Raw genomic sequence first — 26,491 nt, forward strand, 5'->3', positions numbered from 1 at the left:
GTGCCACATAACTGTATTCGTTAAAAAATAGGAGGAATTTAAATGACAATCATCTCAAACACAACGAAACAAGAAGTCCTACATAATCTAACAAAAGAATTTGGGGAGGAAAAAATTACTCCTCTTATAAAAACACATGAAAGATGGATGCAAAAACACCCGGAAGGTACAATAGCTGCTTGGTCGAAGTCAATGTCACTAGAAGCATTAAGTTTTCTAGATGAACAAGAAACGTACTGGACCTTTGTAGCAGCAAGAGTTCATTTAGCGCAGGTGTATGAACAAGTAGCTGAGAGAAGAAACACAACTGTGGATGCAGTGTACACAAAGTTTGCTAGTAATGTTCAACTGTTAAGTGATAAAGGTATTTACGATAAACGTCTTAAACAAGCATACTCACTACAAGAACTAGAGCAGCTATCTGAAATCCTCGTACAGGAAAGAGACTACTTATTTACTTATATCGGTCTAAAAACACTATTAGATCGATATGTAGCGAAGGACTTTGATAAAACAATAGTCGAACTGCCTCAGGAACGTTGGCTTATTATTGCAATGACACTGATGAAGGATGAGCAAGAAAATCGTTTAGAGAAAGTAAAAGAATCCTATTGGGCGATGAGCAACCTATATATGACAGTAGCAACACCAACACTATCTAATGCAGGTAAGCCTCATGGACAGCTCTCTAGCTGCTTTATCGATACGGTAGACGATAGCCTTCAAGGAATCTACGATAGCAATACGGACGTTGCAACCCTATCCAAATTCGGTGGGGGTATTGGTGTGTATATGGGCAAAGTGCGTAGCCGTGGATCTTCTATTAGAGGTTTTGTTGGTGCTTCTAGTGGTGTGCTTCCTTGGATTAAACAACTTAATAATACAGCAGTAAGTGTTGATCAGCTTGGGCAACGCCAAGGGGCAGTAGCTGTGTATTTAGATGTTTGGCATAAAGATATATTTACATTTTTAGATTTACGTTTAAATAACGGTGATGAAAGACTACGAGCGCACGATATTTTTACTGGTGTATGTTTGCCCGATTTATTCATGGAAAAAGTCGATGCTAGAGAGGAATGGCATTTATTTGACCCGCATGAAGTTCGTCAGCTTAAAGGCTACTCGCTAGAAGATTATTATGATGAAAAACGTGGCGATGGATCATTCCGCCAAAAGTACGAGGAATGCGTTAGCGATCATCGCTTGTCTCGTGAAACTGTTCCCGCTATCGACTTGATGAAGCGAATTATGCGTTCTCAGCTAGAGACAGGAGTACCGTTTATGTTTTACCGCGATGAAGTCAATCGCAGCAACCCTAACAAGCATGCAGGGATGATTTATAGTAGTAATCTTTGTACGGAAATTTTCCAAAACCAAAGTGCAACTACATTTGAGTCGATTCAAATTGAAGACGATATCATTGTCACTCGTCGTAAACCAGGGGATTTTGTCGTATGTAATCTGTCGTCTATAAACTTAGGGAATGCAGTTCCGGCAGATGTATTAGAAAAGCTTATAAAAATTCAGGTTCGGATGCTCGACAATGTGATTGATCTTAATATGATTCCAGTTCCTCAGGCGGAACGTACAAATTCTAGGTACAGAGGGATTGGGCTTGGGACATTTGGATGGCATCATTTACTTGCACTAAAGAGTATTCGTTGGGAATCGGATGAAGCAGTAGAGCTTGCGGATACACTATACGAAAAAATTGCATACTTAACGATTAAAGCTTCTGCGGAGCTTGCGAAGGAAAAAGGGGCATATCCATTATTTGAAGGGTCAGATTGGCAAACCGGCGTCTATTTTGAAAATCGTCAATACGATAGTAAAGATTGGAATGAATTACGGGATATTGTAGGGGAAAGTGGGATACGGAACGGATATTTAATGGCAGTTGCTCCGAACTCTTCAACATCGATCATAGCTGGAAGTACTGCAAGCATAGATCCTATATTCCAGAAGTCATACTCGGAAGAGAAGAAGGATTATAAAATTCCGGTCACTGTACCAGATTTGAATTCTGAGACTACATGGTATTACAAATCAGCGTATTTCATCGATCAGCATTGGACGCTTAAACAAAACGCTGCACGCGGGCGTCATATCGACCAAGGAGTTTCATTAAACCTATATGTGCAAAACACAATCAAAGCAAAAGAATTATTAGATTTACATCTAGATGCATGGAATAGCGGGTTGAAAACAACTTATTATGTGCGTTCCACTTCAGTTGAATTAGTAGATTGTGACTCTTGTTCAAGCTAATGAAAGCGATCATTTGCTATTTAAGCTATAGCGGTAATACCGAGGAAGTAGCGGATCTATTGAAGAAGCAATTGGAAGCCGGCAACTATGAAATAGATATGTATAGTATTGGCTATGGAGCAGTACCAAATTTGTTTGAATATAACCTTATTTTTCTCGGAACTTTTACTTGGGATAAGGGAAGCACCCCCGAGGAAATGAAGGACTTTGCAAGAGAAGTTGGTGACAAGCCTAACAATGTCTATATCTTTGGGACTGGGGACACACAGTTTGGTGGAGATGATTTGTTTTGTAATGCTGTAAACAAATTAGCTCGTTTCTATAACAGTGATTATCCGGGTTTGAAAATTGAGCAATCACCGAGAGGTAGCCAGGAGAGGCTGGTAAGTAAATGGTTAGAAGGAGTTTTGGAACATGCAGAAGGCAAAAACATTAGAACCTAGAAATCCGAACAAATCGACAGGAATTTTCAACGGCCAGTCAAGTGGAATATTAAATTGGAACGATATTGCGTATCCACACTGGCATAAGATGTACAAGCGCTTGCTAGGTAATTACTGGCAGGCAGATGAGATCAATATGTCCAATGATATAAAGCAGTTTGCAAGCCTTAGTCAGTCGGAGCAGGATGCCTATTTGAAAATTATTGGCTTGCTTGCGACATTGGATGCACCTCAAACACGTACAGCACTGTTATTATCGCTTTACGCAACTGACCCGTCAGTCCAATCAATCATGGCGGTAATTGCACAGCAAGAAGCGGTGCATAATGAAAGTTATTCGTATGTATTATCTTCTATCGTATCGCTTGATCAGCAAAATAAGGCATTTGAATTTGGGAGAACAGATGAAATTTTACTCAAGCGAAATAAAAACATCGCGAAGTATTATAATGACTTTGTAGAAAACCCGACGACAGAAAATATATTAAAAACGTTAACATACACTACCTTATTAGAAGGACTGTTTTTCTATTCAGGCTTTGCCTATTTCTATAATCTTGCTCGCTATAACAAGATGGTTGGGACTTCTACAATGATTAGCTATATAAACCGAGACGAGCTAGAGCACGGACGATTTATATCGGAACTGTTTAGAGCGACTCTTTCTGAAAACCCTGAACTGAATAACGAAGAGCTAATTGAATGGGTATACGAACAATTTAAAGAATCTGTAGAGTTAGAAATAGAATGGTCGGAGTATGTATTGGCTGATATCGAGGGAATTGAATTAGAAGAAATGCATGGGTATATTAAATACCGTGCTAACAAAATGTTACGTTTAATCGGTTTGGAGGAAATATATCCTGAATATGTAGAAAACCCAATGAAATGGATACGTGCCTATGCAGATAATATTGATGGAACAAAAACAGATTTCTTTGAACAAAAATCCCGTCAATATGTAAAAGTAAATGCTATTGATAATGGATTTGATGATCTTTAATATAATATTGGAAACTATTAATGGGTTAAAATACGGATAACAAAAAATTGCTTTATTGAACTATTACATACGTTCAATAAAGCAATTGCTATAAATCGTGAGATAGACCGTTAACATAGCGGCCTAGAAAATTTAAAGTTTTAAAGTTTCATTTGTACTCTTACCAGGTTCAACAGGCTCTTCTTTGCCTACTACTTTTTTCATGAAATTATATGCAGACTTGATCATTGATCCTGTCTCCCAATATTCGGCTGTTTCAGATTTTACTTTAATCAGTATCAGTCGAGGGTCGGTATAATCCATATCAAACATCACTTCATAGGCTTTATTCCAAAACTCTTTTTTCTTATTAAGGTCATCGACAATTTCAGCTGTTCCACTAATCGACGCATACGATTTTTCCGAAATGATAACGTTGACGTCATCATTTGTTTTGATTTCTTCATATTTATCGGTATCCGTACGTGTTAAAAACCATAAATCACCGTCAAATTCTACCTCTTGTAATTGCATCGGACGTGCTACTAAGCGGTTTTCCGGACTGTGTGTTACAAGCATCGCGACCTTGGCACTTTTGATAATTGATTTTAGTGCATCTAAAGTTTCTGGTGTATTTGTCATGAGAAATTCCTCCTTAATAATATATAGATAAAATCCCCTTATTTCGCAACAATAAACTTATTCTGAGCTTTTTTATAAAGATGTTTATTTGACTTTATAAATGAATTACAAATAGCCCATACTTCATTAAGAAATATGGGCTATTATTATATTAAATCAGGAAATCCACTCTAATATTTCGATACGATTACCAAATGGATCGTGTATATATATCCGATTGGCTGCGGGTAAGTCTACATCGACTATAAAATCCACATCATATTCAGTTAAATGTACCTTTAAAGCATCTAAATTTTCTACTTGAAAAGCAGGGTGGGCTTTTTTAGCTGGTGCAAATGGCTCTTCAATACCGATATGGATTTGATAAGAGCTGAAAGCAAACCAAACGCCACCTCGTTTTTTTAGAAGTGCTGGTTTTTCTACTTCCGTAAAACCTAAAATTTCCCCGTAAAATTTTCTTGCGATAGATTCAGAATCCTTTGGAGCTGCTAATTGAACGTGATCGATTGATTGAAATACAAATGACATCGTTAATCCCTCCTTATACTTTCATTGTATGGGAAAGATGGTTATAAGAATAATTTATAAAATTCATCATTATACATAAAGAATACTTATGACATTTTTGCTATTATTTTGTTAACCGTATTTTTATTGCGAGCTGTGGAGGGAATCCCGAGTTTACGCTCAAAAAAAGCATTCGTAAACTTTGTTTGATGATAGGTTTTAGAAAGACTAATAATCACGTTTCGGTTTTTCAAAACAACAAATTCATCATCTATTAAACCTACAAGCATTTCTTGTTGCTCCTTCGAAATTTCCTGTGTTAAAAACATCACATACACTTGGTCTTTGTAAAAGATAGGATGATGCTGAATCTCTTCCAACTCTTCTTTTGAACGGATTGTTACAGGTATTTCAAATCCATAAGCTTCTAGAAGAGCAACCTCTAAAGAGGGGCCATCAATAACAGACTGTTCCACTATTACGTTTCCAGTCTGAATATAGGTTTGTACATTTTCATAACTCATCTCTTCAAAAAGAGATTTTAAGGATTTCATATCTACCTTATTTTTAGCACCGAGATTGATCCCTCGTAGCAATATTACTGATGGCATCCAACAACACTCCCAACTGTTTTAAGAAATTCTACTTCTATTTTAACCAAGCCAGAAGGAGTTCGTACAGCTTAAAACTAATACAAATAAAAATAGTACTCCTAAAAAAGCATCTACTTTATCAACTAAGACCTCATGAAAGAAACCACCTCTCCGTTCTCCTGTAAAGCCCCTTGCTTCCATGGCAAATGCTGATCGCTCGGCTTTACGGACAGCACCCGCAAGCAAGGGAATAAGGACTAGGCGAGTATCCAACAAACGCTGTAAGGCATTTTTTTTCTGAACAATTCCTCTCAACCGTTGTGCCTGCTGAATTTGTATAAATTCGTCTTTTATAACAGGTAAAAACTGAAAGCCTACTAAAATGCCATAAGCTATTTTAGGGGATAGTTTTAATTGTTGCATTAAACTTAATATGAACGTAACGGGATTAGTTGTTAAAGCAAACAATAGAGACAAACTCGAAAAAGCTAAAACACGGAAGCTCAAAGAAAGTGCATGGTGTAGCTGGAGTTCTGTCACATGAACAGACCCGATTGACCAAATGATAGGACCGACCGTTTCCTTAGAAAATACAAGTGTCGTCCAAAAATAACCAAAAGCCATTATAAAAAATGGAATCATAAAGAATAGCCACTTCTTCCAATCAGTTTGACTGAACAATATTTGCATTAAAAGTACACCAGCCCAAAATAGAAGGGGGGTCACTGGATCAAAGAAAAAAGCCATCGTGAACATGCACACAGTGATTAAAACAAACTTCACAGAAGGATTCATTCTATGCAAAAGACTTCTCACATTGCATCAGTCCTTTCGGTGGGAGTAAATGATGCTCCAGTAATAACTTTTCGTTCTCCCAAACGGCTAACGCAGGAAACTTCCCAGTTAAACTACCATCCTCCATCAATATAATAGAATCTGCTAGACAATAGGCGAACTCCATATCGTGCGTAACGATTAAAAATGTAGTGCCATCATGAGCACGCTCATCTATTAGTTGGTATAACTCTGACAATGCGGCAGCATCCTGACCTGAGGTAGGTTCATCCATTAAAATTACTTCTCTCCCATCACAAAGCATTGCGGCAATGGCTACCCTTCGTTTTTGACCATGACTAATAGAAAAAGGATGTGAAGCAGCAATGTCCATTAGTTTTAATCGCTGCAACATGTTATCCACACCATATCCACCGCCATATGCCACTTCATCTTGAACAGTCTTAGTAAGAAACAAAAACTCAGGTGATTGCGGAACATAGCCTAAAAAAGTCGGTTCTACTAATCCATTTCTAGGAATCAAATGACATAAGGCCTTTAATAAAGTCGATTTACCACTACCGTTAGGTCCAGCAAGAATGGTAATTTCTCCTCGTTGTAAAGAAAATGAGGCGGGCTTCAAAAAAGTTTTTGTCTCTATTTCTGTTGCTTGAATGGAAATCTTTGGTTTTATAGAAGTCATTCTTTTTGGAAGTATGGATGGTTCATCGCTTTCGCTCAAAGGAATGATCCTGTCAAAAAAATCTCCCCATAAGTCCAAGCGATGTTCAATTGCAACAATTGTCATTTGCCGATTTTGCTGTAGCTGATCCAACCATTCTATATATCGTTTAGCGGTATAAGGGTCCAAATGAGCGATTGGTTCGTCTAACAACAAAATCTCTGGCTCCATAATAAGTGCACACGCAGTAGCGATTTGTTGCTTCTGCCCACCTGAAAGCTGTTGAATAATAGAATATCGAAAGTCAGTTAAATTTGTGAGAGCAAGTACCTCTTTTATTCGATTCTCCATCTCTTCACGTTTCACCTGCAAATTTTCTAGCGTAAAAGCAAGCTCCTCTTCCACTGTTTGCATACAAAATTGCGCATCTGGATCCTGAAAAACGGTAGCAATTCGATGATTTATTTCCCCGGCAATGAATGTCCGACTATCCTTCCCAAATAGCTCAATATTGCCCGTTAAAATACCATCGCAATTATCGGGATATAATCGATTGCACAAGTAAAGTAGTGTCGTTTTTCCACAGCCGCTAGGACCAGTTAATACAACCCTGGAACCTTTTTGTACTGCAAATGAAAAGTCATTCAAAGTCCATTTTTCCTCATCTGGATATCGAAAGCTGACCTTCTCAAACGAAATGACGTCATGCACGAGCATCACCTTTTTTCGGTCGTGAAATAGCGTATCCTCGAAGAGAGCCTGTTGCTAGTAAGCCATCGGCAACCGCTTTACCTCCAACACCAGCAAGGAGAGCTCCACTCAATATGCGAATGCCAAGCATCAGCGCAACATAACCAGTACTGAATACCGTAAAGCCACCTAACAAATACCCGTAGGCAAAACTAAATACCGAAGATCCCACACCCGCTAGGATTAGAATCCAAATATCAAAGCGTTTGTATCTAGTTGCAGCAAATACTGCTTCTGCCCCTAAGCCCTGAATAACACCTGATAGAATTAGTCGGGGTCCAACGGCATTTCCTAACAACACCTCAATGGCAGCGGCGATTGTTTCTGAAATAACTGCAGCACCTGGCTTTCGAATAATATACATACTAATAATAGACACGATAAACCAAATGCCAAAAATCCATTCATATGCAATCGGACCTATAAATCCAGCCCAAATATTACCGACATGCAAGAACAATAAATACACAATGCCAAATACAACGGCAAGTAAAGACATTAACACGATTTCTTTTAGCTTCCATGATTTCAGCATGTTAACGACCTCCATGAGAGGGGCTGTTAATACTCATAGAAACGGTCATAACCAAATGCTTATGCTCATCTGAGCGGGCATTCATGAATGCTTCTTCATAAAACGCAAACACATCATGAATATCTCCATGAATACCACTTGCATAATGCATGGAATCATTAAACACACCTTGTGCTTTAGCACGATCCACTTCACGATAAATAATGTCCATATAACTCGGGTTATTCATCGGGTATAGAGCAAATTGAGAAGATACATATTGTTTTGTTATATCTGTGTTGGCAATTATATCGCCTTTGTCTAGATAGACATCTCCTGCAGAATCACCGGGGCAACCAGCGGAAAAAGTACCGGACAGTGCAATATGTTCTCCTGTTTTAGCAGCATGCAATGTAATTGCTTTTGCCACATTAAATACATGTACTTGTTTGCCACGAATAACCGTCGACACATCATCTGTGTGCATCCACACATTCGTCGCATCCGTCTCCTTCAAAGCACCTTTAATCACTTTGATAAAATCATTTGTCATCGGATGTAACGAAAAACGAAATCCGATAATTGGGCTCAATCCACACTCCATTTAAAAAACCTCCCTGTATTTTTTCATAAAAAAAGACCACATCCGTGAAGATGCAGCCACTTATCCAATACAAAAATATTAGGGAAGTCACCGCACTTCCTCACGCAGGTATTATCCTGATCGAGTTTTAAGGGATCGGAGCAAAATGCTCGCATCTCAGCCAAAGTGGGCACCCCTAGTGCGCAAAACGGTATGTAGTTTTTAATATGCCCAAAGTATAACGTAGCTATTTGAAGTTGTAAATATGTTTGCAAAATTTCCTACTTTCGTCCATGCTTTATCTAACCCGATTGTTTGTGGGCTGGGTGAATCATAATGGATATTTGGAGAAACACCGCAATGTTGAGAATAATCACCCGAATGTAAAAGAGAATCACCGCAATAGAACAAAGAATCACCCGAAAGCACCAGAGAAACACAAAAATACATAACTCGAGGGAGGATAAAGTTTTGAAGAAAATATACATAACTCGTAAACTACCCGAAGAAATCATTGAGCCTTTAAGAAAAAAGTTTGATGTACAAATGTGGCATAGCGAAACTATTGGAATGACAAATGAAGAAATATTAACAAATGCTAAAGACGCGCACGCTCTATGGACGATGTTATCCGATAATATCGATCGTACACTAATTGAAAGCCTTCCAAATTTAAAAGTAATTAGTAATTTTGCAGTTGGCTATAACAATATAGACATAGAGGCGGCAAAAGACCGTAGTATTGTCGTAACAAATACTCCGGGAGTATTAACAGAGACAACGGCAGACTTAGCATTTGCTTTACTATTAGCAACTGCTCGAAGAATAACAGAAGTAGAACAAGAAATTCGTTCGGGTAACTGGGATTCCTGGTCACCAATGCAATATACAGGAATGGACGTTTTCGGTGCAACGCTCGGTATTGTAGGAATGGGACGTATAGGGGAAGCGGTTGCTAGACGCGCGAAAGGCTTTGATATGAATGTGTTATATCATAATCGTTCTAGAAAACTAGATGCAGAAGAAACGTACGGCTTTACTTACGCGGAATTAGACGAATTACTTAAGCAATCTGATTTTGTCATTCTATTAACTCCACTTACACCTGAAACAAAGGGACTTATAGGGGAGCGTGAACTTAATATGATGAAAGAAACTGCAGCAATTATTAATGTCGCACGAGGTGGCATAGTAGATGAACAAGCTCTTTATGAAGCACTGGCGTCGAAAAAGATATGGGCTGCAGGACTAGATGTATTTGAGCAAGAGCCTGTACCGGTGGATCATCCTTTACTAACATTGTCTAATGTAACGGTGTCTCCCCATATCGGTAGTGCCAGTATCCGCACTCGCCAAGCGATGATGCAAATGAATGCAAAAGATATAGAAGCAGTGTTAGAAAATAGAGAACCTCAAAATAGAATTCTCTAATACTTAAGTAGTGGTCCTCATACAGGGCCACTCTTTTTGTTTACTTGAAATGATGATCGACATCAGTAAGTGCAAATGATAAACTATAATGAAAACGATTATCATTATCAGTAGTGATATTCATATAAAAGGGAGTCAGTTGCATGCTAGATAAAATGCAAATGTTTATCGTTCTAGCTGAATGTCGTTCATTTACAGAGACGGCTCGTAGAATGTTTTGTTCTCAACCAACAATTAGTCATCAAATTCAACAGCTAGAAGAAAAATATAAGACCATATTAATTCAACGTAAAAATAGACAAATTGAATTAACAGAGCAAGGGGAAGTTTTTTTACAATATGCTAGGAAAATATTATTACTAGATAAGCAAATGGAACAAGAATTGCACCAAGTAAATTCTCCACTTTCCGTACACATAAGTCATTACATAGCTGAAAAATATTTTGCGACTATTTTACCTCTCCATATAGATGAATTTGAACAGCAATCATTCTCCATTAAAAGCAATTGTTATGAAAGCCTTAAGGAAAAGTTACTTCTTGAGAAAACAAGTTTTGCAATTATGCCAATCTATGAGAATGACTCAGAATTTCAACAAGCATATAAAGTGGACTTATTATTTGAAGAGGAATTATTTTTAATAATGCATTGCAGTCATCCGCTGGCAGGAAGAAAAGTGATTTACGCACGAGATTTAAAAAACCAAACACTCTTACTACCAGAAAACTTGTATTTGCAACAACTAATCAAAGATAAAATCGATCAAAAGAATGCACAAGTCCAATATATGCAGATGACGAATTTTGAAATTATAAAACAAGCTGTCTTGTCTGGTATGGGTATTTCTTTTTTGCCCTTAAAAATAATAGAGCCTCTTTTAGGTCAGAACAAGATTATGGCGAAGTCGATTCATGGACTTTGTATTAAACGTCAAAATGCAATTGTATCTAATCCACAAAAAATGCTAACCCAAAGAGAGTTAAATTTCTGCAAATACGTCAAAAATCAATTTATACACTATGGAAAGCCTTTGTCGAGTGCCAATAGAATGAACTAACCCAAGCTTCTTATAGCTTGGGTTTTTCTATATTTTGAAATCTAGTTTGCAACTATTAATAAAATGAATAATAGTATTTATTTATTTTATTGATAGCGCTTACTTCCATGGAGCTAGGTGAAAAGTCAATATGTGAATTATAAATGATATTGAGAATCATTATCGTTGGTGTTAAAGTACGAAGGCAGGAATAAAAAATCAATTATTTAATAAAAAGGAGAAAGCATAGTGTATAAAGGGATTAAAAAATTATGGGGCTTACCGCTTATACTATTAATGTTTTTAGTAGCAGGTTGTTCATCAAATGAAGCTAAAGGACAAGCTGATGAAACAAATTTAGAAGGTGAAGGAGCAGTAACGGAACAAGTAGCAGAGTTAAAAGTAGGGATTCCATCAGATGTTGGTCCATTAAATATATATACCGGAAACGTCGACTGGTTAACTGATTTAGTATATGACAAATTATTTTCACCATCGCCATATGTAGATGAACCAATTCCATGGTTAGCAGAGTCTGCAGAGCAACTTGATGATACAACTTGGATTGTAAAGGTACGTGATGGTATAAAGTGGCATGACGGGGAAGATTTTACAGCAGAAGATGTCAAATTTACATATGAATACTTCCGCGATGGTTCAGCCAACCGCCATACACATCATGTTAGCGAAGTACCGAAAATTGATGAAATTAAAGTTGAAGAGGATGGAAAAACGGTTCGTTTTGAGTGCGCCTATGCTTGTCCATCACTAGCGAGTATTACCTTTGCTGATTTGCCGATTTTACCAGAGCACATTTGGAAAGATGTTGAAAATCCACGTCAATATAATAAGTTAGCTGTAGGAACAGGTCCTTTTGTTTTAAAAGAATATGAAGCAGACCAGTATTACAAATTTAAAGCGAATAATGAATACTTCATGGGTGAACCAACAGTTGCTTCCATAAATATGCCGATTATAAAGGATGCAACAGCTATGTTTAACGCATTACGTGCAGGTGAGATTGATGCATCTACGCGTACAGTACCAGCTGAATTACAAGATTCATTTAAAAATACTGATGCGATGAAGTTAGCAAAAGTATCTCCATTATCTATTGTCCAATTCGGTTTAAATTATGAACGAAAGCCATTTAATACAGAAGAGGTACGCCGAGCGGTATCTCTAGCGATAGATCGTCAAAGCATTGTTGATACTGTGTTATTAGGTCAAGGACGTGCTGGGTTTACTGGATATCCTCACCCGGATTCTCCGTGGACCAATCCAGATTTATCGACACCATATGATATAGCGAAAGCAACAGAAATTCTAGACTCACTTGGCTACAAAGATACAAATAATGATGGTTTTCGTGAAACACCAGCAGGTGAAACGTTACGGATGAATATAATTGTTTCTGCAAGTGAACCTGTTTATGTGCGTGTAGCAGAAATGCTGAAGGAGCAATTAAAAGAGATAGGGTTACAGTTTGAAGTAGAAGCAATGGATGCTACGACTTATGCAGCTGCCAATTCAGAGGATAATTTTGATACGTATGTTAGTTTAATAGGTCCGCATGGTGTAGCAGATCCAGATCAATTCATTATGTCTCATCGTGCATCATATCTATGGACGAAAGATATAGCCTATCCTGCTATGGATACATTGATTGAAGATTGGATGGCGGCATCCACAATTGAAGATCGTAAAGCAATTTCATTTGATATGCAGGAGTTATACAATAACCAACCTACTGCAATTGCCCTTTATTATCCGGAGGAAGTTTTCGCTTATAACGCTACGGTGTATGACCAATATGTAGAGTCTTTAGGTTACGGGATTGTGCACAAATATTCATTCTTACCAGAAGAAACGCGTCAAGCTGTTTCGGCAACAGCTCCAAAATTTGTGGAATAAGGAGAGTTGTAAGAAATGAATAGGACTCTATCGTCAATTGGAAAAAAGCTAATTCAATATGGACTGGTGTTCCTCGTAGCATTGACGATTAATTTCGCTTTGCCCCGATTAGCCCCAGGTGATCCGCTGTTATATTTTTTCGGCGATACGATAAATGAACTAACAGAAGTACAAAAGCAGCAGGCTCTTGAATCGATAGGTCTCGATGGGTCTTTATGGGAACAGTATATTGTATATTTACAAGGGATTGTGACATTTGATTTTGGGGTGTCAATTAAATATGCAGAGCCTGTGATGACAATAATAGGCGATAGATTGCCATGGACATTGTTATTAGTGGGGCCAGCTATGTTATTAAGTGCTGTAATTGGCGTTATATTGGGCGCTTATTCTGCTTGGAATCGTGGGAAAGGTCGTGATGTCTCACTATTAATAGGAATGCTGACCTTACAAGCTGTTCCAGGTTTTTGGGTAGGACTATTATTTTTAGCTGTTTTAGCGGTCCAATTAGGTTGGTTTCCTACATACGGGGCTTTTTCAATGATGCAAGATGGAACAACTTGGGGGTATATAAAGGACGTTGCAGTGCATGCGATCCTGCCGCTTACTACGATCACATTAGCAACAGTAGGATCGAACTATTTGCTAACACGTTCTTCAATGCTTGAATCTCTTGGGCAAGATTATATCACGATGGCAGAGGCAAAAGGTGTACATAAAAAAGGGTTAATTTTTAATCATGCCTTACGCAATGCTTTGCTACCCATTTATACGCATTTTACGATGACATTAGGCACTTTAGTGGGTGGAGCAGTGGTAGTGGAATCTGTCTTTTCTTATCCAGGAATTGGTCGATTGTTATATGAAAGTGTTATTGCAAGAGACTTTCCAATGATGCAAGGCATATTTTTAATTATTACACTTGGTGTGATTGGAGCAAACTTATTTGCTGATTTAACGTATCCACTTATTGATCCTCGTGCACGTACGCTTAAAAAGACAAAGGGAGCGGATATGAATCATGCGTAAATCAACAAAAGTCATCGGTACTGTAGGATTCATTTTATTTATTGCTGTTGTACTCTTTGCTGTACTTGGACCTTTTATCATCCCATATGACGCATATAAGCAATCTGGCCCTTCCTTTCTGGCTCCTAATAGTGACCACTTTCTTGGAACGAATGATATGGGACAGGATATTTTAGCAGAGCTTGCGGAGGGGGCACGAACTTCATTAACGATTGGAATCTTGACAGCTCTATTTGCCACACTCATTGGAGGTAGTGTTGGTATTCTAGCGGGTTATATCGGAGGTTGGTTTGAGGTAATTGTGATGCGTGTTATTGATGTCGTATTAACACTGCCATTTCTACCTCTGATGATTGTTATTGCCGTATATATGGGACCAGGAATATTTACACAAGTATTTGTTATTACTTTAGTTATGTGGGCTGGAAAGGCAAGGCAAATTCGCGCACAAACTTTATCCATTAAAACAACAGGACCAGTGCTAGCAGCTAGGACGATGGGAGCAAACCATTGGTATATTTTCAATAAACATATTTTTCCGAGCGTTTTTCCCCTATTCATCCCACAATTTGTTGGAGCTGTAAATACAGCCATCTTATTGGAATCTTCTCTTAGTTTTTTAGGGATGGGAAATCCATTAGTTAAGAGCTGGGGAAGTATATTATATTACGCCAATAGTCGAAGTGCATTTTTAACAGAAGCATGGGTTTGGTGGATTATTCCTCCTGGTATTTGTATTGTCCTAGTGGTCTTAGCCTTTTCTTTAATGGGCTATTTTTTAGAAGAAAAAGTGAATCCAAGACTAAGTTCATACGCGGTCACACCGAAACGTCAACAACAGGAGAAAGTAGAGGATTTAACGCTAGTTGAGCGAGATATTATGCTGTCTGTTCAAAATTTGACTGTGGAATACCCTAAAAAGGGCTGTTATCAAGAAGTAGTATCTAATGTTTCTTTCGAAATACAACGAGGGGATGTGCTAGGAATTGTGGGAGAGTCAGGAAGCGGTAAATCAACAGTAGCTGCGAGTATTATCCAACAGCTGAAGTTACCGGGAAGAAGCAAAGGCTCAATTTATTTTGAAGGACAATCACTAGAAACATTGGATGATGAGCAAATACGTCAACTTCGCGGGCGGGACATTGGATATATTGCACAAGCTGCGATGAATGCGCTTAATCCTGTTATTACTATTGAAAAACAGTTAAAAGAAGCAATCAAAGTACATAAAAAATTAGACGAATCTAGTATGGACCAACGTGTAATAGAAGTAATGACACAAGTCGGACTCGATACTAAATGGAGATTTTCTTTCTCTCATGAATTATCTGGTGGTATGCGTCAGCGCGTAATTATTGCGATGGCCTTAATAAATCGACCGAAACTTATTATAGCTGATGAGCCGACAACCGGACTTGATGTAATTGTTCAAGTTGAAATTGTTCAGTTACTACGAAAATTGCAACGTGAGTTAAATATTTCAATGATTTTTATATCGCATGATTTACCAGCTGTACTATCGGTTACGGATCAGATAATTATTATGAAATATGGTCATATCGTAGATAGAGGTGAGTCGATTGAAGTCGCTGAAAACTCAAGTCATCCATATACGAGACGTTTAGTCGATTCAATCCCGTTATTGAAACCGAAAAAAGGGAGAGAGACGGTGCTGATTTCATGACATCTTTAGTAGAGGTAAAGGAATTACAAAAAACATTTGGTCGCACAAAAGAGGTACAAGTAAATGTGCTGAAATCTGTTTCATTTTCATTAAAACACGGTGAAATTATCGGGCTAATCGGGGCCAGTGGCGCAGGGAAGAGTACGATTGGTCGTATAATTGCTGGTCTCGAGACGTCGAACGGAGGAAAGGTTTTTTTCGAAGGCCAAGAAGTTTTATCTCTTACTGGAAAAAAACGTCGTTCCCTTGCTAAGTATATTCAAGTGGTGTTTCAAGATCCATACGAAGCCCTCTCATCACGTATGAAAATTGGTCAGCTTGTAGCAGAGCCACTTGTGATTCAGGGAATTGATAAAGGAAACAAAGAAAAACGTTTAGAAAAGGTACGATATGCGTTAAATAGTGTGTCATTAGATCCTGATAAATATATAAATCGTTATCCACATGAATTATCTGGAGGAGAGCGACAACGGGTTGGTCTTGCGCGTGCTTTCGTATGTGAACCGAAGCTTATTATTGCAGATGAACCAACGTCCATGTTAGATACTTCACTACGTTTAGAACTACTGGAATTAATGAAAAAAATGAATGAATACAATCAAGTCTCTTACTTATTTGTTACACATGATATTGCTTTGACAAAAGGGTTTTGCGATCGATTAATCGTGTTACAACAAGGTGAAATTGTAGAGGAAGGTAAAACAAATGATATTATTCAAAATCCGCAACATCCTTATACAAAATCACTCATAGAGGCATTGCTCGTATTAGAAAATCATAAAGGAGATCAATAATGAAAGCTAACTTTATAGAACTAAATCCAGGAGCAATTTTTGCACAACGTGGTAAAAATAAAACAAGAGAAAATTTTACGAATGTCGATATTTATAACCTATCCAACATCGATTTAACAGCTTATAACTGTTTAGTTATAAGTGGATTTGCCGATCAAGACTTTTTATATGAACAACGTCAAATCATTCTAGATTTTGTGAATGCGAGAAAAATACTCGTATTTTCAGGTAACTTAGTAACAGATTGGTTGCCTGGTGGTCAGTTATTTGTGCCAAAAGAGATTAATAGTCATAAAGACTATGAGGTGTCGATTCATAAACAGCATCCAATATTTGAAGGTGTATTGGACGACGATATGACCTATAACAAAGGGGTTTCTGGATTTTTTGCACGAGGGCATCATCCTACTCCAGAGGGCGCCGAAGTTCTCTTAACTTTACCAGGGGATACTCCAATAACGTATATTGACCGTGTGAGCACAAAAGGAACCATTTTAGTCCATGCGGGTTCAGACTTGTTTGGTTATATGAAGCCTGAGATCAACAAAACAACCGACCGAATTGGTCCACAGTTAGTAAAATGGGTACATGAAGAGATTGCGATGCTACAAGAAGAGGTGACTACATGATGAAAAAAATAGCAGTTGTTTATGGTGGTAGCTCACACCATCATCGTACATATAAAACATCTGAGTTTGCCAAGTACATTAATCGACTTATTCCCATACGCGAATTAGAAACTGCTTCTTTAGAAGGGGTCGATGTATTGCTTGTTCCTTCTCAAACACATTTGGGATTACTTAAGAAAAATGTAGAGAAGATTTATGCGTTTGCAAATGGTGGGGGAACAGTCGTTACGTTAGGTTCACAGGGATTTGATTGGTTACCTAGTCACAAATGGGAATTCCGTCCTACGAACTTTTGGTGGTGGCTAGATAAAGATCCGAAAAGTGGTCTAGTATTATCTGCTCCTGAGCATGATTTATTTAAAAATTACTTAACTCTTTCTGATGCAACATGGCACCAACACGGCGTGTATTGGCCGCCAGATAACTGTGAAGTGCTCGTTTCAACAGATGACGGTGGGGCAGTTCTTTATATAGATAAAGTAAGCACAAAGGGTACTTGGTTAAATACAACACTGGATCCGGATTTCCACTACGGTTCCTATTTCATGCCTGCAACGGAACGATTTTTAAGAGGCTTTTTACCGTGGCTGGTGGAAGGAAAGCTATAGATATTGCCTCGATATAGTTTCTGGAGAATTTGTTTTTCTCATAAGGCGCGCAGGCTCAGAAAAAGGGTAAAGCTCAAAAAAAAATTAGGGGATAAAACGCATGCAAACAATCAAGATCTATGATCGTAATGATTTAATAGAAATTAGCTTTGAGGACATTTACAAATATCATGGGACACTTGCTTATATGGCGATAGGTGTAGGCTTCCGAGTTATTCAAGCCGCTTTTGAAGCTTTATATGGTGAGGACGTTCCAAATCGTAAAGATATTTCCATCCTATCTGGTCATGGAGGTCCTGGTTTTCGCGATGTTTTCGAATTTGTTACCCGTGCTCAATCAAGAGGTACATATATAGTCGATACAACTTATCCAAAAGCTCAATACGATCCATATCGTCCAACATCCTATGCGTATACTTTTACACGTGAAACCGGAGAAGCAGTAGAGGTGGTATTAAAGGAGAACTTCTTACCTCCTATTTTTTATGAACTTTTGAAAAAAGGCCGTGAAGACTCATTTACACCTGAAGAATACTTATACAATGAACAAATAAAACAGAATCTTGGTAACCGAGCATTACAATTACCGATTAACGAGTTAGTAGAAGTGACAAAACTGAAATAAGTTTAGTTCAAGTTCTAATGAAGTCGCTTGTAGACCGGTGTCAAATGCTTCCCTGGAGATCTGAGAACTAAATTAGGGAAGCTATTCGACATCGCAATGAAAAAAATTAGTAAATCTTTTTTTGTGATTTCTCATCAAGGAAACAATGATCGTAGGCATGCTCTTCAAAGAGGTAACTCTTAGATTATAGTAATCCGCCAAAAATTCCTCCTTAAATTTTGTATTTAATCAAATAAGTCAAACTAGCTATCTTCTGTTAATATACCTCTGTTTACCTCCATCTATTTCCCTCTCGCTTTAAACTCTACTAACATGAAAACTCTTAGAAAAGAGCATCAAATTTTTGATAATTTTGGGTACATAAAAAAATAGCACGATTAAACTTTAGAAAATAGGGTATGTAATAGGAGGGTAGGACTAAGTGTCTAATTTAATAAATAGAGAAACGGGGATAAATTATGAGAAAAATGATGTTGTTTACTTCTTTGTGTGCACTTTTAGTACTTGGTGCATGTAGTAGTGAAACGAGCACAGACAGTATTGAAGTGATTAAATTTGCAGATGCAGGATGGGATAGTATCCGTGTACATAATAGTATAGCTCAATTGATTGTGGAAGAAGGTTACGGCTATGACACTGAGGTTACAAGCGGGACCACGGCAGCTACTTTGCAATCATTAGAAAAAGGTGACATAAATGTCTATATGGAAATATGGACGGATAATACAAAAGAAGTTTATGAAAAAGCAATTGAAAGTGGAAGTATTGTGAAACTAGCAACTAATTTCAATGATAATTCGCAAGGACTATATGTTCCAACCTATGTTATAGAAGGAGATGCGGAAAAAGGGATTGAAGCGGTTGCACCTGACTTGAAAACTGTACAAGACCTAGAGAAGTATCCAGAGCTTTTCCAAGATCCTGAAGATAGCACTAAAGGAAGAATAATTGGAGCGCCATCTAGTTGGGCGGTAAGTGAACACTTGGAGTCGAAACTTGAAACATATGGTCTAGATGCAAAATTCAACTATTTAGCACCAGGATCAGACTCTGCAATCGTTGCAGATCTAGCGGGAGCATATAAAAAAGGTGAACCTTGGGTAGGGTATTACTGGTCACCAACATGGGTAACAGCTAGTTATGACTTAACATTACTTGAAGATGTTCCATATGACGCAGCAACTTGGGAAGAATCCAAAGGAACTGAATTCCCACCAAATGATGTTGTAATTGCTGTTCATAAAGATTTACCAACACAGGCAAAGGATGTTACGGAATTCCTGAGTAAATATGAAACTAGTAATGCTTTAACAGAAGAAGCGTTAGATTATATGAACGAAAATGAAGTGGAACCAGATGAAGCCGCACAGTGGTGGATGAAAGAGCATGAAGATATTTGGACGACGTGGGTGTCTGAAGAAGTTGCAGAAAAAGTAAAAGCAGCTTTGAACTAATAATTCATCATAAAAAGTAATCTATCCTATAAAAAATGAGGTGAATGCGACTGTTCTTTGAAACAGTCCATAGTCTATGACAGAGTTTCCAGATGTACGAATACCAATAGGGGATGTAGTAGAAAATTTCATTGATTTTTTGGCGATGAATTTTGATGCATTCTTTGATTTTATTTTTGTTATTTCTTCTTCCATGATCAAGGGTCTAGAAGCGGGTCTTCTTGCAATCCCTTGGTGGATTTTTATTATTATTATTTTTTTACTAGGATGGTATTTTACTAATTTGTATGGTGGACTTCTTTTTGGTTTCTTTATATTTCTGATAGGTACATTCGATTTATGGCCAGAAACAATGACTACTATTTCAATAGTATTAATCTCTGTTATATTGTCTTTATTAATCGGGATTCCACTAGGTGTTGCGACGGCATTTAGTAAATCATTGTCTACTATTATGAGACCAGTTTTAGATGCCATGCAAACTATGCCAAGCTTTGTTTATTTAATACCTGTAATATTTTTCTTCCCATTAGGGAATGTTCCAGCCGTTATTGCTACTATTATTTATGCACTGCCCCCAGTTATCCGACTGACTGAGCTAGGAATTCGTAATGTAGATAAGGAAGTAGTAGAATCAGCACAATCATTTGGTTCTTCCACTTCTCAAATGCTTATGAAAGTACAATTACCTCAAGCATTGCCAACTATTATGGCGGGTGTTAACCAAACAACAATGATGGCGCTATCAATGGCAGTTGTTGGATCGATGGTAGGTGCTCAAGGACTTGGAGAGCGCGTACTGTATGCGATAAATCGTATTGATATTTCACTTGGTTTTGAAGCGGGGATTAGTATTGTATTCTTAGCAATAATAATTGACCGAATTACCGGAGGAATTGCAAATCGCCTTCAGAAACATAGGAGGGATGTAGCATGACAGTTAAACTTAAGGTAGAAAATGTATCTAAAATATTTGGACCAAGACCTAAAAAGGTCATTTCAATGGTTGAAAAAGGTGTTCCAAAAGATGAAATTCTTGCGAAAACGGGCCATACGGTAGGTGTATATAATGCATCTATGGAAATTATGGAAGGCGAGACATTTGTCATTATGGGACTATCTGGTAGTGGAAAATCTACGCTCATTCGTTGCTTAAATTTATTGAACAAGCCTACCTCTGGGGCAATTTACGTCGATGGCGAAAATGTAGTTGGATATAACAAAAATCAGCTAAAGTATTTCCGTCAGAAAAAAATTGCAATGGTGTTTCAACATTTTGGTTTATTCAGCCATAGAACGGTACTAGAAAATATTGAATATGGCCTAGAAATACGAGGGATGTCTAAAGCAGAGCGTCGGGAGATTGCCGGGAAACATTTAGAAACAGTAGGGCTAAAAGGATACGAAAACCAATTTCCGGATGAATTATCTGGAGGGATGCGCCAGCGTGTAGGAATTGCCAGAGCACTTGCGAATGATCCGGACATTTTACTTATGGATGAACCATTTAGTGCGCTTGATCCGTTGATCCGACGTGAAATGCAATTAGAATTACTAGATATACAAAATAAACTACAAAAGACTATTATTTTCATCACACATGATGTTAACGAAGCTTTTAAAATTGGTGACCGTGTAGCGGTGATGAAGGATGGCAAAGTTGAACAAATCGGTACTCCAGAAGAAATTCTTGAAAAACCGGCAAGCAATTACATTTCAGAGTTTATCCGAGATATTGATCGTTCTAAAATTTTGCAGGCGGAACATATTATGTCTAAGCCATATGGGTTAGTTTCCTTAAAAGATGGGCTGAATGTCGCTATTCAAGTAATGAGAGAAAATGGTATTTCTAGTGCATTCGTTACGGATCGTAAGCGCCAGCTACAAGGAATAGTTACTATTGACCAAGCGATTAATGGTCTCAAAGAGAAAAAGACCTTACAAGAAGTAATGTCTACAGAAGTGAAAACAGTAAAGGCGGATGAATATGTACAAGATATTATTCCGTATGTATTAGATTCAAAATACCCCATCGTCGTTACGGATGAAGAGCTAATGATTAAAGGAATCATACTAAGGGTTCATGTATTAGCAAGCTTAATCAGCGAGAGCATGGACGAACAAAAAGAGACACAGAAACTATAATTAGTTTCTGTGTTTTTTTTTAGTAACAAATATTCTTTTCCTGAAATTTTATCCTCACTATATAGTGTTACTATAAAATTAATAGTACTTTTAATTTTTACTTATTTATTACTTTGAATTAAGTATGTTATAGTCTAATTGGTATAGTGAGGTGGAGAATATATTTAATTTTAATAATAATAGTCCTTCAAAAGATGCATATTTGGAAATTAGCGGTGAATACTCTATGACAATAGTGGTATTTTCAATTATTATAGCGATTGTAGCATCTTACACGGCAATTTCCTTGAAAAGAAGAGCAAAAGAAAATAGTTTTTTTCATAAAAGCTTCTGGTTACTGCTTGCCTCGCTATGCTTAGGGTTTGGTATATGGTCTATGCATTTTATAGGAATGGGTGCATTTTCATTGCCAGTAAATATGAGCTACAACAAAACTATTACGCTTATATCAATTATTCCTGCTATGTTAGCTTCATTTATAGCTTTCTATTTGGCAGACCTTCCAAGACGAAACTATTGGTCGTATGTATTCGCGGGGATAGCGATGGGGATAGGAATTTCCTCCATGCATTATATAGGAATGTATTCGATGGAAATGGACGTTATTTACACTTATGACCCTCTACTTTTTTTAGTTTCTATTTGTATTTCAATTTTTGTTTCTATTATAGCAGTTTACATTCTTGCGACGGTTCATACCTATCAGTCGAAAAATATACTTCTGATTTTAATCTCTTTAATCATGGGGTTGGCTATTTCTAGTATGCATTACACCGGTATGGCAGCTATGAACTTTTATATTCCCAAGGGGTATGAATTGAATCATGAGGCTTCTCATATGACCGAAATGTATGGATTAGCAGTTATTGTAGGTTTAGGAATGGCTATACTTTTGGGAGTATTATTACTTTCAAGTTTGTTAGACCGGTATATTGAGTATCGTGGGAATTACTACGATGCATTAACACAATTACCTAATCGACGGTTGTTTGAAAAGAAAATTCAGTCACCTAAAGTTTTAGCTATTTGGCATATACATGATTTAGAGCATATAAACAGAGAGTTCAATTATGCTTTCGGTGATGAAGTGATTCGAGAACTAGTACATATGTTCAAATCTATATCACCTTCCAAAACAGAGCTTTATCGGATAGGAGGGAATCGTATTGCTTTGCTAACTAGGGATGTGGATAGTGCAAAGCAGTTAAAAGAGGTGTTGAAGAAGCTAGCAGAGTCACTTCGTGAGCCTATTCGTGTACAAGATAGAGAAGTAATGCTGTTTGGAGTATGTGCTATATCTCAAGCCGATTACGGTGAGAAGGACACTGATATCTATAGAAATGTACTTGCCGTTTTAAACTATCCTTCTATTATGTATGATCATGATATTATTTACTATGATTCTAGTATTCATAGGTATACATTTAATCTTGAAATAGCTGAAGATGTAAATCGAGCTATGAAAGAAAACGAGTTATATCTTGTTTATCAACCGAAATTTAGTTCGTACTCGCAGTGTATTGATGGGCTCGAGACATTATTAAGATGGAATCATCCTAAATACGGTAATCTATCACCTGCTGTTTTTGTTCCAATTTTAGAGGAATATGACCGTATGGTTAAAGTGACTGACTGGATAATAGATGGGGTTTGTAAACAAATAGCATATTGGAAATTGGAGGATATTTCATTCAAACAAGTAGCTATTAATATTCCAGGCGATTATATAACTTCCCCTTTGTTATTAGGAGTATTCACAGAAAAGTTAAGCGAATATGGGTTGGAGCCGTCGCAAATAGAATTAGAAATAACTGAGAATAGTTTTGTGAAAAATGTGGAAGAAGCTATGAGGGCGGTAAGTAAATTTAGAGAAGAAGGTTTCTCTGTTGCATTGGATGACTTTGGTACTGGGGTATCGTCGCTATCTTATTTAAAAGAAATGCCAATATCAACCTTGAAAATTGATAAGTCTTTTATAGATGATGTACCGAAGTCCTCTAAAGATTCATCTATAATTACCGCTATTATTGCTTTAGGAGAATCATTAGACTTAAATGTTGTCATAGAAGGAGTAGAAACAAAAGAGCAGGTGGATTTCTTAAAGGACACAAGTAAAAACCCAATTTTTCAAGGATTTTATTTTGCAAAACCGATGACCCCCCATGATCTTGTTAGGTGGTATCAAGCCAGAGCGGAAGGATAATTTCTTTCTAGCTCTGGTTTTTTGTCTTAAAAATCAATAGCTTTTGGACATAAAAAGAGGGAAGTAATACTATAAAAGTATAGGAGGTGCTATGGGATGTCTAAATCTGAGGTAGAGAAAAACCTTTTAAATATTGATATGAAGGCTCTTATTCCTTTAATAAGTAAAGAATTTAAAAAATACTTCACAAAAAATATTAAGGCGTTATATCACTATACAAATTTAGAAGGGGCGCAAGGAATTATTAGCGATAAAACCTTTTGGGCCTCGCATATTAAATTTATGAATGATTCCAAAGAATATAGTCATGGGTTAGAGGTATGCGAAAGTATCGTCCAAAAGCTTATTCAAGAGTTACCTCTAGAAAATCCCAGAAGAGCATATTTGGAAGAGGTTTTTACGATTTTAGAGGAACAAGACACAGATATTTTTGTCGTGTCCTTTTGTGAGAGTGGAGACCTATTAAGTCAATGGAGAGGATATAGTCGAAGTCAGCATGGGATTTCTATTGGTTTTGACTTTTCATCGTTATTTGATGTTTCTTTTCATCTAAGTGAAGAAAACTTCTTTCCACGGAAGGTGATATACGATCATAAGTTGCAAGAGAGAATTATTCGTAGGATTATAAACGTTTCACTCATTAGTTTAGAGCTAAGTGAAGTAAAGCCACAGTTCTCTCCTAAGGAAGTAGCAAGAACGATTGGATACTTTCTACCACTTTTTAAACATGCTACTTTTTCAGAAGAAAAGGAATGGCGGATTATTGTGACCAACTCTAGGAGCATGTCATATCAGCATGAGCTGAAATTCCGCGCGCGCGATAATATTATTCTTCCATATATTGAGTTAGAAACACATAACAAAGTACTTCAAAACGACAATAGACTGCCAGTCAATCAAATCATTATAGGACCTTCGGGAACAAATGAATTTACGGCAAGAAGTATTAATTATTATTTGAAAAATGTAGGATACCCAACTGTTCCTATTAAACTATCGCATATTCCTTATCGCTAATAAGAAAAGCTTATGCGCTTATACTAGCCTTGAATGTTGGTGGACAGCTGACGAGTAAGAAGCAGAGTATTTTTCTAAAAAAGTGAAACCTATTGCGATGTAAAAGCGTAAAAATGTTATTAAAATCAAAGGAGAAATGTATATGTCATTTTTCAATAAAGTATTGGCAAGTGTTGGGGTTGGTGGAGCTAAGGTAGATACTAAACTAGAAAAGTCAGAGTTTACTGCTGGTGAAATTATGCAAGGTGTAGTAGAAGTGGTTGGCGGAAACTTAGAACAACAGATTGATGCGATCTACTTAACGGTAAATACAACATACATTCGTGAATCGAATGATCGAAAATACACGGACGTAGCAGCTTTTCAAAAATATAAAGTCACTGAACCTTTTACAATTGGGGCAAATGAAAAGAAAGCAATTCCCTTTTCACTAACACTTCCTGAAGATGCGCCAGTCACTTATGGAAGCACGCGTATATGGATTAGCACAGGGTTAGATATCAAAAATAGTATAGATCCTACAGATAAAGATTATATTAACGTACGACCAACGAGAATAGCGGCTAATATTTTAGAGGCAATTGAACAGCTAGGATTTAAAATAAGAAAAGTTGAATGTGAGAAAGCCTCTCATAAATTAGGTAGTCGATATCCGTTTGTACAAGAATTTGAATTTGTGCCGGTTAGCAGCTCCTATAAAGCGAAACTTGATGAACTAGAAATCCTATTTTTGTCTCAGTCCGCACAATCAGCTGAAATTTTAATGCAGGTTGACCGAAGAGCAAGAGGTTTTGGGGGACTACTTGCAGAGGCTTTTGAAATGGACGAGAAATTCATTCGATTGACTATTAATGCACAAGATATTCCAACTATTAAAGACAAACTAAAAAGAGCAATAGGGATCTAGGGCATAATTCATTCACAATGCATATAAAATAATAAGCACCTTCAACTATTTTAAAATGGTTGGAGGTGTTTTGATAGGGAGTGCGTTTTTATTAATGGAAAGCTTATTTAGTGGCTAAACTATCGCTCCAAAAGCTACTTTCCCAGTAACTATTCCTGTTCATTACTACTTCAAATAATCGTATTTGTACTTGCTATAACTGCATTATTTGCAGCAGCAAAAGGTAAGTTGGCTATTATATTTGGTTGCAGTGTTTTAATAGAGATGATTTTAATG

Annotated in this window: 25 protein-coding genes and 1 riboswitch; of the genes, 18 read left to right on the forward strand and 7 right to left on the reverse strand. The window is 37.2% G+C overall.

What is annotated here, in order from left to right:
• The first annotated feature begins 42 nt into the window (after window positions 1-42).
• The 3 genes from MKX53_RS01070 to MKX53_RS01080 are packed head-to-tail and all read left to right on the forward strand — an operon-like array spanning window position 43 to window position 3,714.
• Complete coding sequence (locus MKX53_RS01070) at window positions 43-2,268, forward strand: ribonucleoside-diphosphate reductase subunit alpha (RefSeq protein WP_340908422.1); 2,226 nt, start codon at window positions 43-45, stop codon at window positions 2,266-2,268.
• A complete protein-coding gene (locus tag MKX53_RS01075) occupies window positions 2,268-2,711 on the forward strand; it encodes a flavodoxin (RefSeq protein ID WP_340913196.1) in 444 nt (147 codons plus the stop codon). The genes MKX53_RS01070 and MKX53_RS01075 overlap by 1 nt, the downstream gene beginning before the upstream one ends.
• A complete protein-coding gene (locus tag MKX53_RS01080) occupies window positions 2,683-3,714 on the forward strand; it encodes a ribonucleotide-diphosphate reductase subunit beta (RefSeq protein ID WP_093536496.1) in 1,032 nt (343 codons plus the stop codon). Before MKX53_RS01075 ends, MKX53_RS01080 begins: the two co-directional genes overlap by 29 nt.
• Before the next feature lie 132 nt (window positions 3,715-3,846).
• Here MKX53_RS01080 and MKX53_RS01085 read toward each other — a convergent pair whose 3' ends face one another.
• The 7 genes from MKX53_RS01085 to MKX53_RS01115 form a co-directional block, all read right to left on the reverse strand.
• On the reverse strand, window positions 3,847-4,335 hold the full coding sequence (locus MKX53_RS01085; protein WP_093536494.1) for a pyridoxamine 5'-phosphate oxidase family protein: 489 nt from the start codon (window positions 4,333-4,335) through the stop codon (window positions 3,847-3,849).
• A 156-nt stretch (window positions 4,336-4,491) separates the two neighbouring features.
• On the reverse strand, window positions 4,492-4,863 hold the full coding sequence (locus MKX53_RS01090) for a VOC family protein (RefSeq protein ID WP_340908425.1): 372 nt from the start codon (window positions 4,861-4,863) through the stop codon (window positions 4,492-4,494).
• Window positions 4,864-4,949: 86 nt separating this feature from the next.
• On the reverse strand, window positions 4,950-5,453 hold the full coding sequence (locus MKX53_RS01095) for a DUF1697 domain-containing protein (RefSeq protein ID WP_340908427.1): 504 nt from the start codon (window positions 5,451-5,453) through the stop codon (window positions 4,950-4,952).
• A gap of 42 nt (window positions 5,454-5,495) precedes the next feature.
• On the reverse strand, window positions 5,496-6,230 hold the full coding sequence (locus MKX53_RS01100) for an energy-coupling factor transporter transmembrane component T family protein (protein ID WP_340913200.1): 735 nt from the start codon (window positions 6,228-6,230) through the stop codon (window positions 5,496-5,498).
• A 1-nt stretch (window position 6,231) separates the two neighbouring features.
• Window positions 6,232-7,608, reverse strand: coding sequence for an ABC transporter ATP-binding protein (locus MKX53_RS01105; protein ID WP_340908428.1), 1,377 nt, complete (start codon window positions 7,606-7,608; stop codon window positions 6,232-6,234).
• Entirely contained in the window at window positions 7,595-8,176 is a 582-nt protein-coding gene (locus MKX53_RS01110; protein WP_093536484.1) for an ECF transporter S component, read from the reverse strand. The genes MKX53_RS01105 and MKX53_RS01110 overlap by 14 nt, the downstream gene beginning before the upstream one ends.
• Before the next feature lies 1 nt (window position 8,177).
• A complete protein-coding gene (locus MKX53_RS01115; RefSeq protein ID WP_340908430.1) occupies window positions 8,178-8,759 on the reverse strand; it encodes a YkoF family thiamine/hydroxymethylpyrimidine-binding protein in 582 nt (193 codons plus the stop codon).
• An 80-nt stretch (window positions 8,760-8,839) separates the two neighbouring features.
• Window positions 8,840-8,946, reverse strand: a riboswitch (TPP riboswitch).
• Between the two features lie 263 nt (window positions 8,947-9,209).
• Here MKX53_RS01115 and MKX53_RS01120 point away from each other — a divergent pair.
• The 15 genes from MKX53_RS01120 to MKX53_RS01190 all read left to right on the forward strand — a co-directional run bounded on the left by MKX53_RS01120 (window position 9,210) and on the right by MKX53_RS01190 (window position 26,215).
• Complete coding sequence (locus tag MKX53_RS01120) at window positions 9,210-10,169, forward strand: 2-hydroxyacid dehydrogenase (protein WP_340908433.1); 960 nt, start codon at window positions 9,210-9,212, stop codon at window positions 10,167-10,169.
• Between the two features lie 143 nt (window positions 10,170-10,312).
• Window positions 10,313-11,227 carry a LysR family transcriptional regulator gene (locus tag MKX53_RS01125; RefSeq protein WP_340908434.1) on the forward strand — a complete coding sequence of 305 codons (915 nt, stop codon included), beginning with the start codon at window positions 10,313-10,315 and terminating at the stop codon, window positions 11,225-11,227.
• Window positions 11,228-11,455: 228 nt separating this feature from the next.
• The gene (locus MKX53_RS01130; RefSeq protein ID WP_340908435.1) at window positions 11,456-13,120 is read left to right on the forward strand and encodes an ABC transporter substrate-binding protein; all 1,665 of its coding nucleotides are present in this window, start codon (window positions 11,456-11,458) and stop codon (window positions 13,118-13,120) included.
• A gap of 15 nt (window positions 13,121-13,135) precedes the next feature.
• Complete coding sequence (locus MKX53_RS01135) at window positions 13,136-14,149, forward strand: ABC transporter permease (RefSeq protein WP_340761180.1); 1,014 nt, start codon at window positions 13,136-13,138, stop codon at window positions 14,147-14,149.
• Entirely contained in the window at window positions 14,142-15,833 is a 1,692-nt protein-coding gene (locus MKX53_RS01140; protein ID WP_340908437.1) for a dipeptide/oligopeptide/nickel ABC transporter permease/ATP-binding protein, read from the forward strand. Before MKX53_RS01135 ends, MKX53_RS01140 begins: the two co-directional genes overlap by 8 nt.
• The gene (locus tag MKX53_RS01145) at window positions 15,830-16,627 is read left to right on the forward strand and encodes an ABC transporter ATP-binding protein (RefSeq protein ID WP_340908439.1); all 798 of its coding nucleotides are present in this window, start codon (window positions 15,830-15,832) and stop codon (window positions 16,625-16,627) included. Before MKX53_RS01140 ends, MKX53_RS01145 begins: the two co-directional genes overlap by 4 nt.
• Entirely contained in the window at window positions 16,627-17,256 is a 630-nt protein-coding gene (locus MKX53_RS01150; RefSeq protein WP_340908441.1) for a phosphate starvation-inducible protein PhoH, read from the forward strand. The genes MKX53_RS01145 and MKX53_RS01150 overlap by 1 nt, the downstream gene beginning before the upstream one ends.
• Window positions 17,256-17,864: a hypothetical protein gene (locus MKX53_RS01155; RefSeq protein WP_340913202.1), complete on the forward strand. Its 609-nt coding sequence runs from the start codon at window positions 17,256-17,258 to the stop codon at window positions 17,862-17,864. Before MKX53_RS01150 ends, MKX53_RS01155 begins: the two co-directional genes overlap by 1 nt.
• A 100-nt stretch (window positions 17,865-17,964) precedes the next feature.
• Window positions 17,965-18,489, forward strand: a complete 525-nt coding sequence (locus MKX53_RS01160) for a hypothetical protein (protein ID WP_340908443.1) — start codon at window positions 17,965-17,967, stop codon at window positions 18,487-18,489.
• Between the two features lie 458 nt (window positions 18,490-18,947).
• Window positions 18,948-19,943 (forward strand): ABC transporter substrate-binding protein, encoded by a 996-nt coding sequence (locus tag MKX53_RS01165; protein ID WP_093536468.1) that lies wholly within the window; start codon window positions 18,948-18,950, stop codon window positions 19,941-19,943.
• A gap of 76 nt (window positions 19,944-20,019) precedes the next feature.
• A complete protein-coding gene (locus MKX53_RS01170; protein WP_093536466.1) occupies window positions 20,020-20,880 on the forward strand; it encodes an ABC transporter permease in 861 nt (286 codons plus the stop codon).
• A complete protein-coding gene (locus tag MKX53_RS01175) occupies window positions 20,877-22,088 on the forward strand; it encodes a quaternary amine ABC transporter ATP-binding protein (protein ID WP_340761187.1) in 1,212 nt (403 codons plus the stop codon). Before MKX53_RS01170 ends, MKX53_RS01175 begins: the two co-directional genes overlap by 4 nt.
• Before the next feature lie 226 nt (window positions 22,089-22,314).
• Window positions 22,315-24,291 carry a bifunctional diguanylate cyclase/phosphodiesterase gene (locus MKX53_RS01180; RefSeq protein ID WP_340908450.1) on the forward strand — a complete coding sequence of 659 codons (1,977 nt, stop codon included), beginning with the start codon at window positions 22,315-22,317 and terminating at the stop codon, window positions 24,289-24,291.
• A gap of 96 nt (window positions 24,292-24,387) precedes the next feature.
• Entirely contained in the window at window positions 24,388-25,308 is a 921-nt protein-coding gene (locus MKX53_RS01185; protein ID WP_093536460.1) for a DUF2971 domain-containing protein, read from the forward strand.
• A 142-nt stretch (window positions 25,309-25,450) separates the two neighbouring features.
• Window positions 25,451-26,215, forward strand: coding sequence for a sporulation protein (locus MKX53_RS01190; protein ID WP_340908451.1), 765 nt, complete (start codon window positions 25,451-25,453; stop codon window positions 26,213-26,215).
• Window positions 26,216-26,491 lie beyond the last annotated feature (276 nt).

This window comes from Psychrobacillus sp. FSL K6-4615, from assembly GCF_038008225.1.
GTDB classification, from domain to species: domain Bacteria; phylum Bacillota; class Bacilli; order Bacillales_A; family Planococcaceae; genus Psychrobacillus; species Psychrobacillus psychrotolerans.

Coding starts and splice junctions, on each gene's coding strand:
- MKX53_RS01070 (WP_340908422.1), top strand. CDS start 43: ATGACAATCATCTCAAACACAACGAAACAAGAAGTCCTACATAATCTA.
- MKX53_RS01075 (WP_340913196.1), top strand. CDS start 2,268: ATGAAAGCGATCATTTGCTATTTAAGCTATAGCGGTAATACCGAGGAA.
- MKX53_RS01080 (WP_093536496.1), top strand. CDS start 2,683: ATGCAGAAGGCAAAAACATTAGAACCTAGAAATCCGAACAAATCGACA.
- MKX53_RS01085 (WP_093536494.1), bottom strand. CDS start 4,335: ATGACAAATACACCAGAAACTTTAGATGCACTAAAATCAATTATCAAA.
- MKX53_RS01090 (WP_340908425.1), bottom strand. CDS start 4,863: ATGTCATTTGTATTTCAATCAATCGATCACGTTCAATTAGCAGCTCCA.
- MKX53_RS01095 (WP_340908427.1), bottom strand. CDS start 5,453: ATGCCATCAGTAATATTGCTACGAGGGATCAATCTCGGTGCTAAAAAT.
- MKX53_RS01100 (WP_340913200.1), bottom strand. CDS start 6,230: ATGAATCCTTCTGTGAAGTTTGTTTTAATCACTGTGTGCATGTTCACG.
- MKX53_RS01105 (WP_340908428.1), bottom strand. CDS start 7,608: ATGCTCGTGCATGACGTCATTTCGTTTGAGAAGGTCAGCTTTCGATAT.
- MKX53_RS01110 (WP_093536484.1), bottom strand. CDS start 8,176: ATGCTGAAATCATGGAAGCTAAAAGAAATCGTGTTAATGTCTTTACTT.
- MKX53_RS01115 (WP_340908430.1), bottom strand. CDS start 8,759: ATGGAGTGTGGATTGAGCCCAATTATCGGATTTCGTTTTTCGTTACAT.
- MKX53_RS01125 (WP_340908434.1), top strand. CDS start 10,313: ATGCTAGATAAAATGCAAATGTTTATCGTTCTAGCTGAATGTCGTTCA.
- MKX53_RS01135 (WP_340761180.1), top strand. CDS start 13,136: ATGAATAGGACTCTATCGTCAATTGGAAAAAAGCTAATTCAATATGGA.
- MKX53_RS01140 (WP_340908437.1), top strand. CDS start 14,142: ATGCGTAAATCAACAAAAGTCATCGGTACTGTAGGATTCATTTTATTT.
- MKX53_RS01145 (WP_340908439.1), top strand. CDS start 15,830: ATGACATCTTTAGTAGAGGTAAAGGAATTACAAAAAACATTTGGTCGC.
- MKX53_RS01150 (WP_340908441.1), top strand. CDS start 16,627: ATGAAAGCTAACTTTATAGAACTAAATCCAGGAGCAATTTTTGCACAA.
- MKX53_RS01155 (WP_340913202.1), top strand. CDS start 17,256: ATGAAAAAAATAGCAGTTGTTTATGGTGGTAGCTCACACCATCATCGT.
- MKX53_RS01160 (WP_340908443.1), top strand. CDS start 17,965: ATGCAAACAATCAAGATCTATGATCGTAATGATTTAATAGAAATTAGC.
- MKX53_RS01165 (WP_093536468.1), top strand. CDS start 18,948: ATGAGAAAAATGATGTTGTTTACTTCTTTGTGTGCACTTTTAGTACTT.
- MKX53_RS01170 (WP_093536466.1), top strand. CDS start 20,020: ATGACAGAGTTTCCAGATGTACGAATACCAATAGGGGATGTAGTAGAA.
- MKX53_RS01175 (WP_340761187.1), top strand. CDS start 20,877: ATGACAGTTAAACTTAAGGTAGAAAATGTATCTAAAATATTTGGACCA.
- MKX53_RS01180 (WP_340908450.1), top strand. CDS start 22,315: ATGACAATAGTGGTATTTTCAATTATTATAGCGATTGTAGCATCTTAC.
- MKX53_RS01185 (WP_093536460.1), top strand. CDS start 24,388: ATGTCTAAATCTGAGGTAGAGAAAAACCTTTTAAATATTGATATGAAG.
- MKX53_RS01190 (WP_340908451.1), top strand. CDS start 25,451: ATGTCATTTTTCAATAAAGTATTGGCAAGTGTTGGGGTTGGTGGAGCT.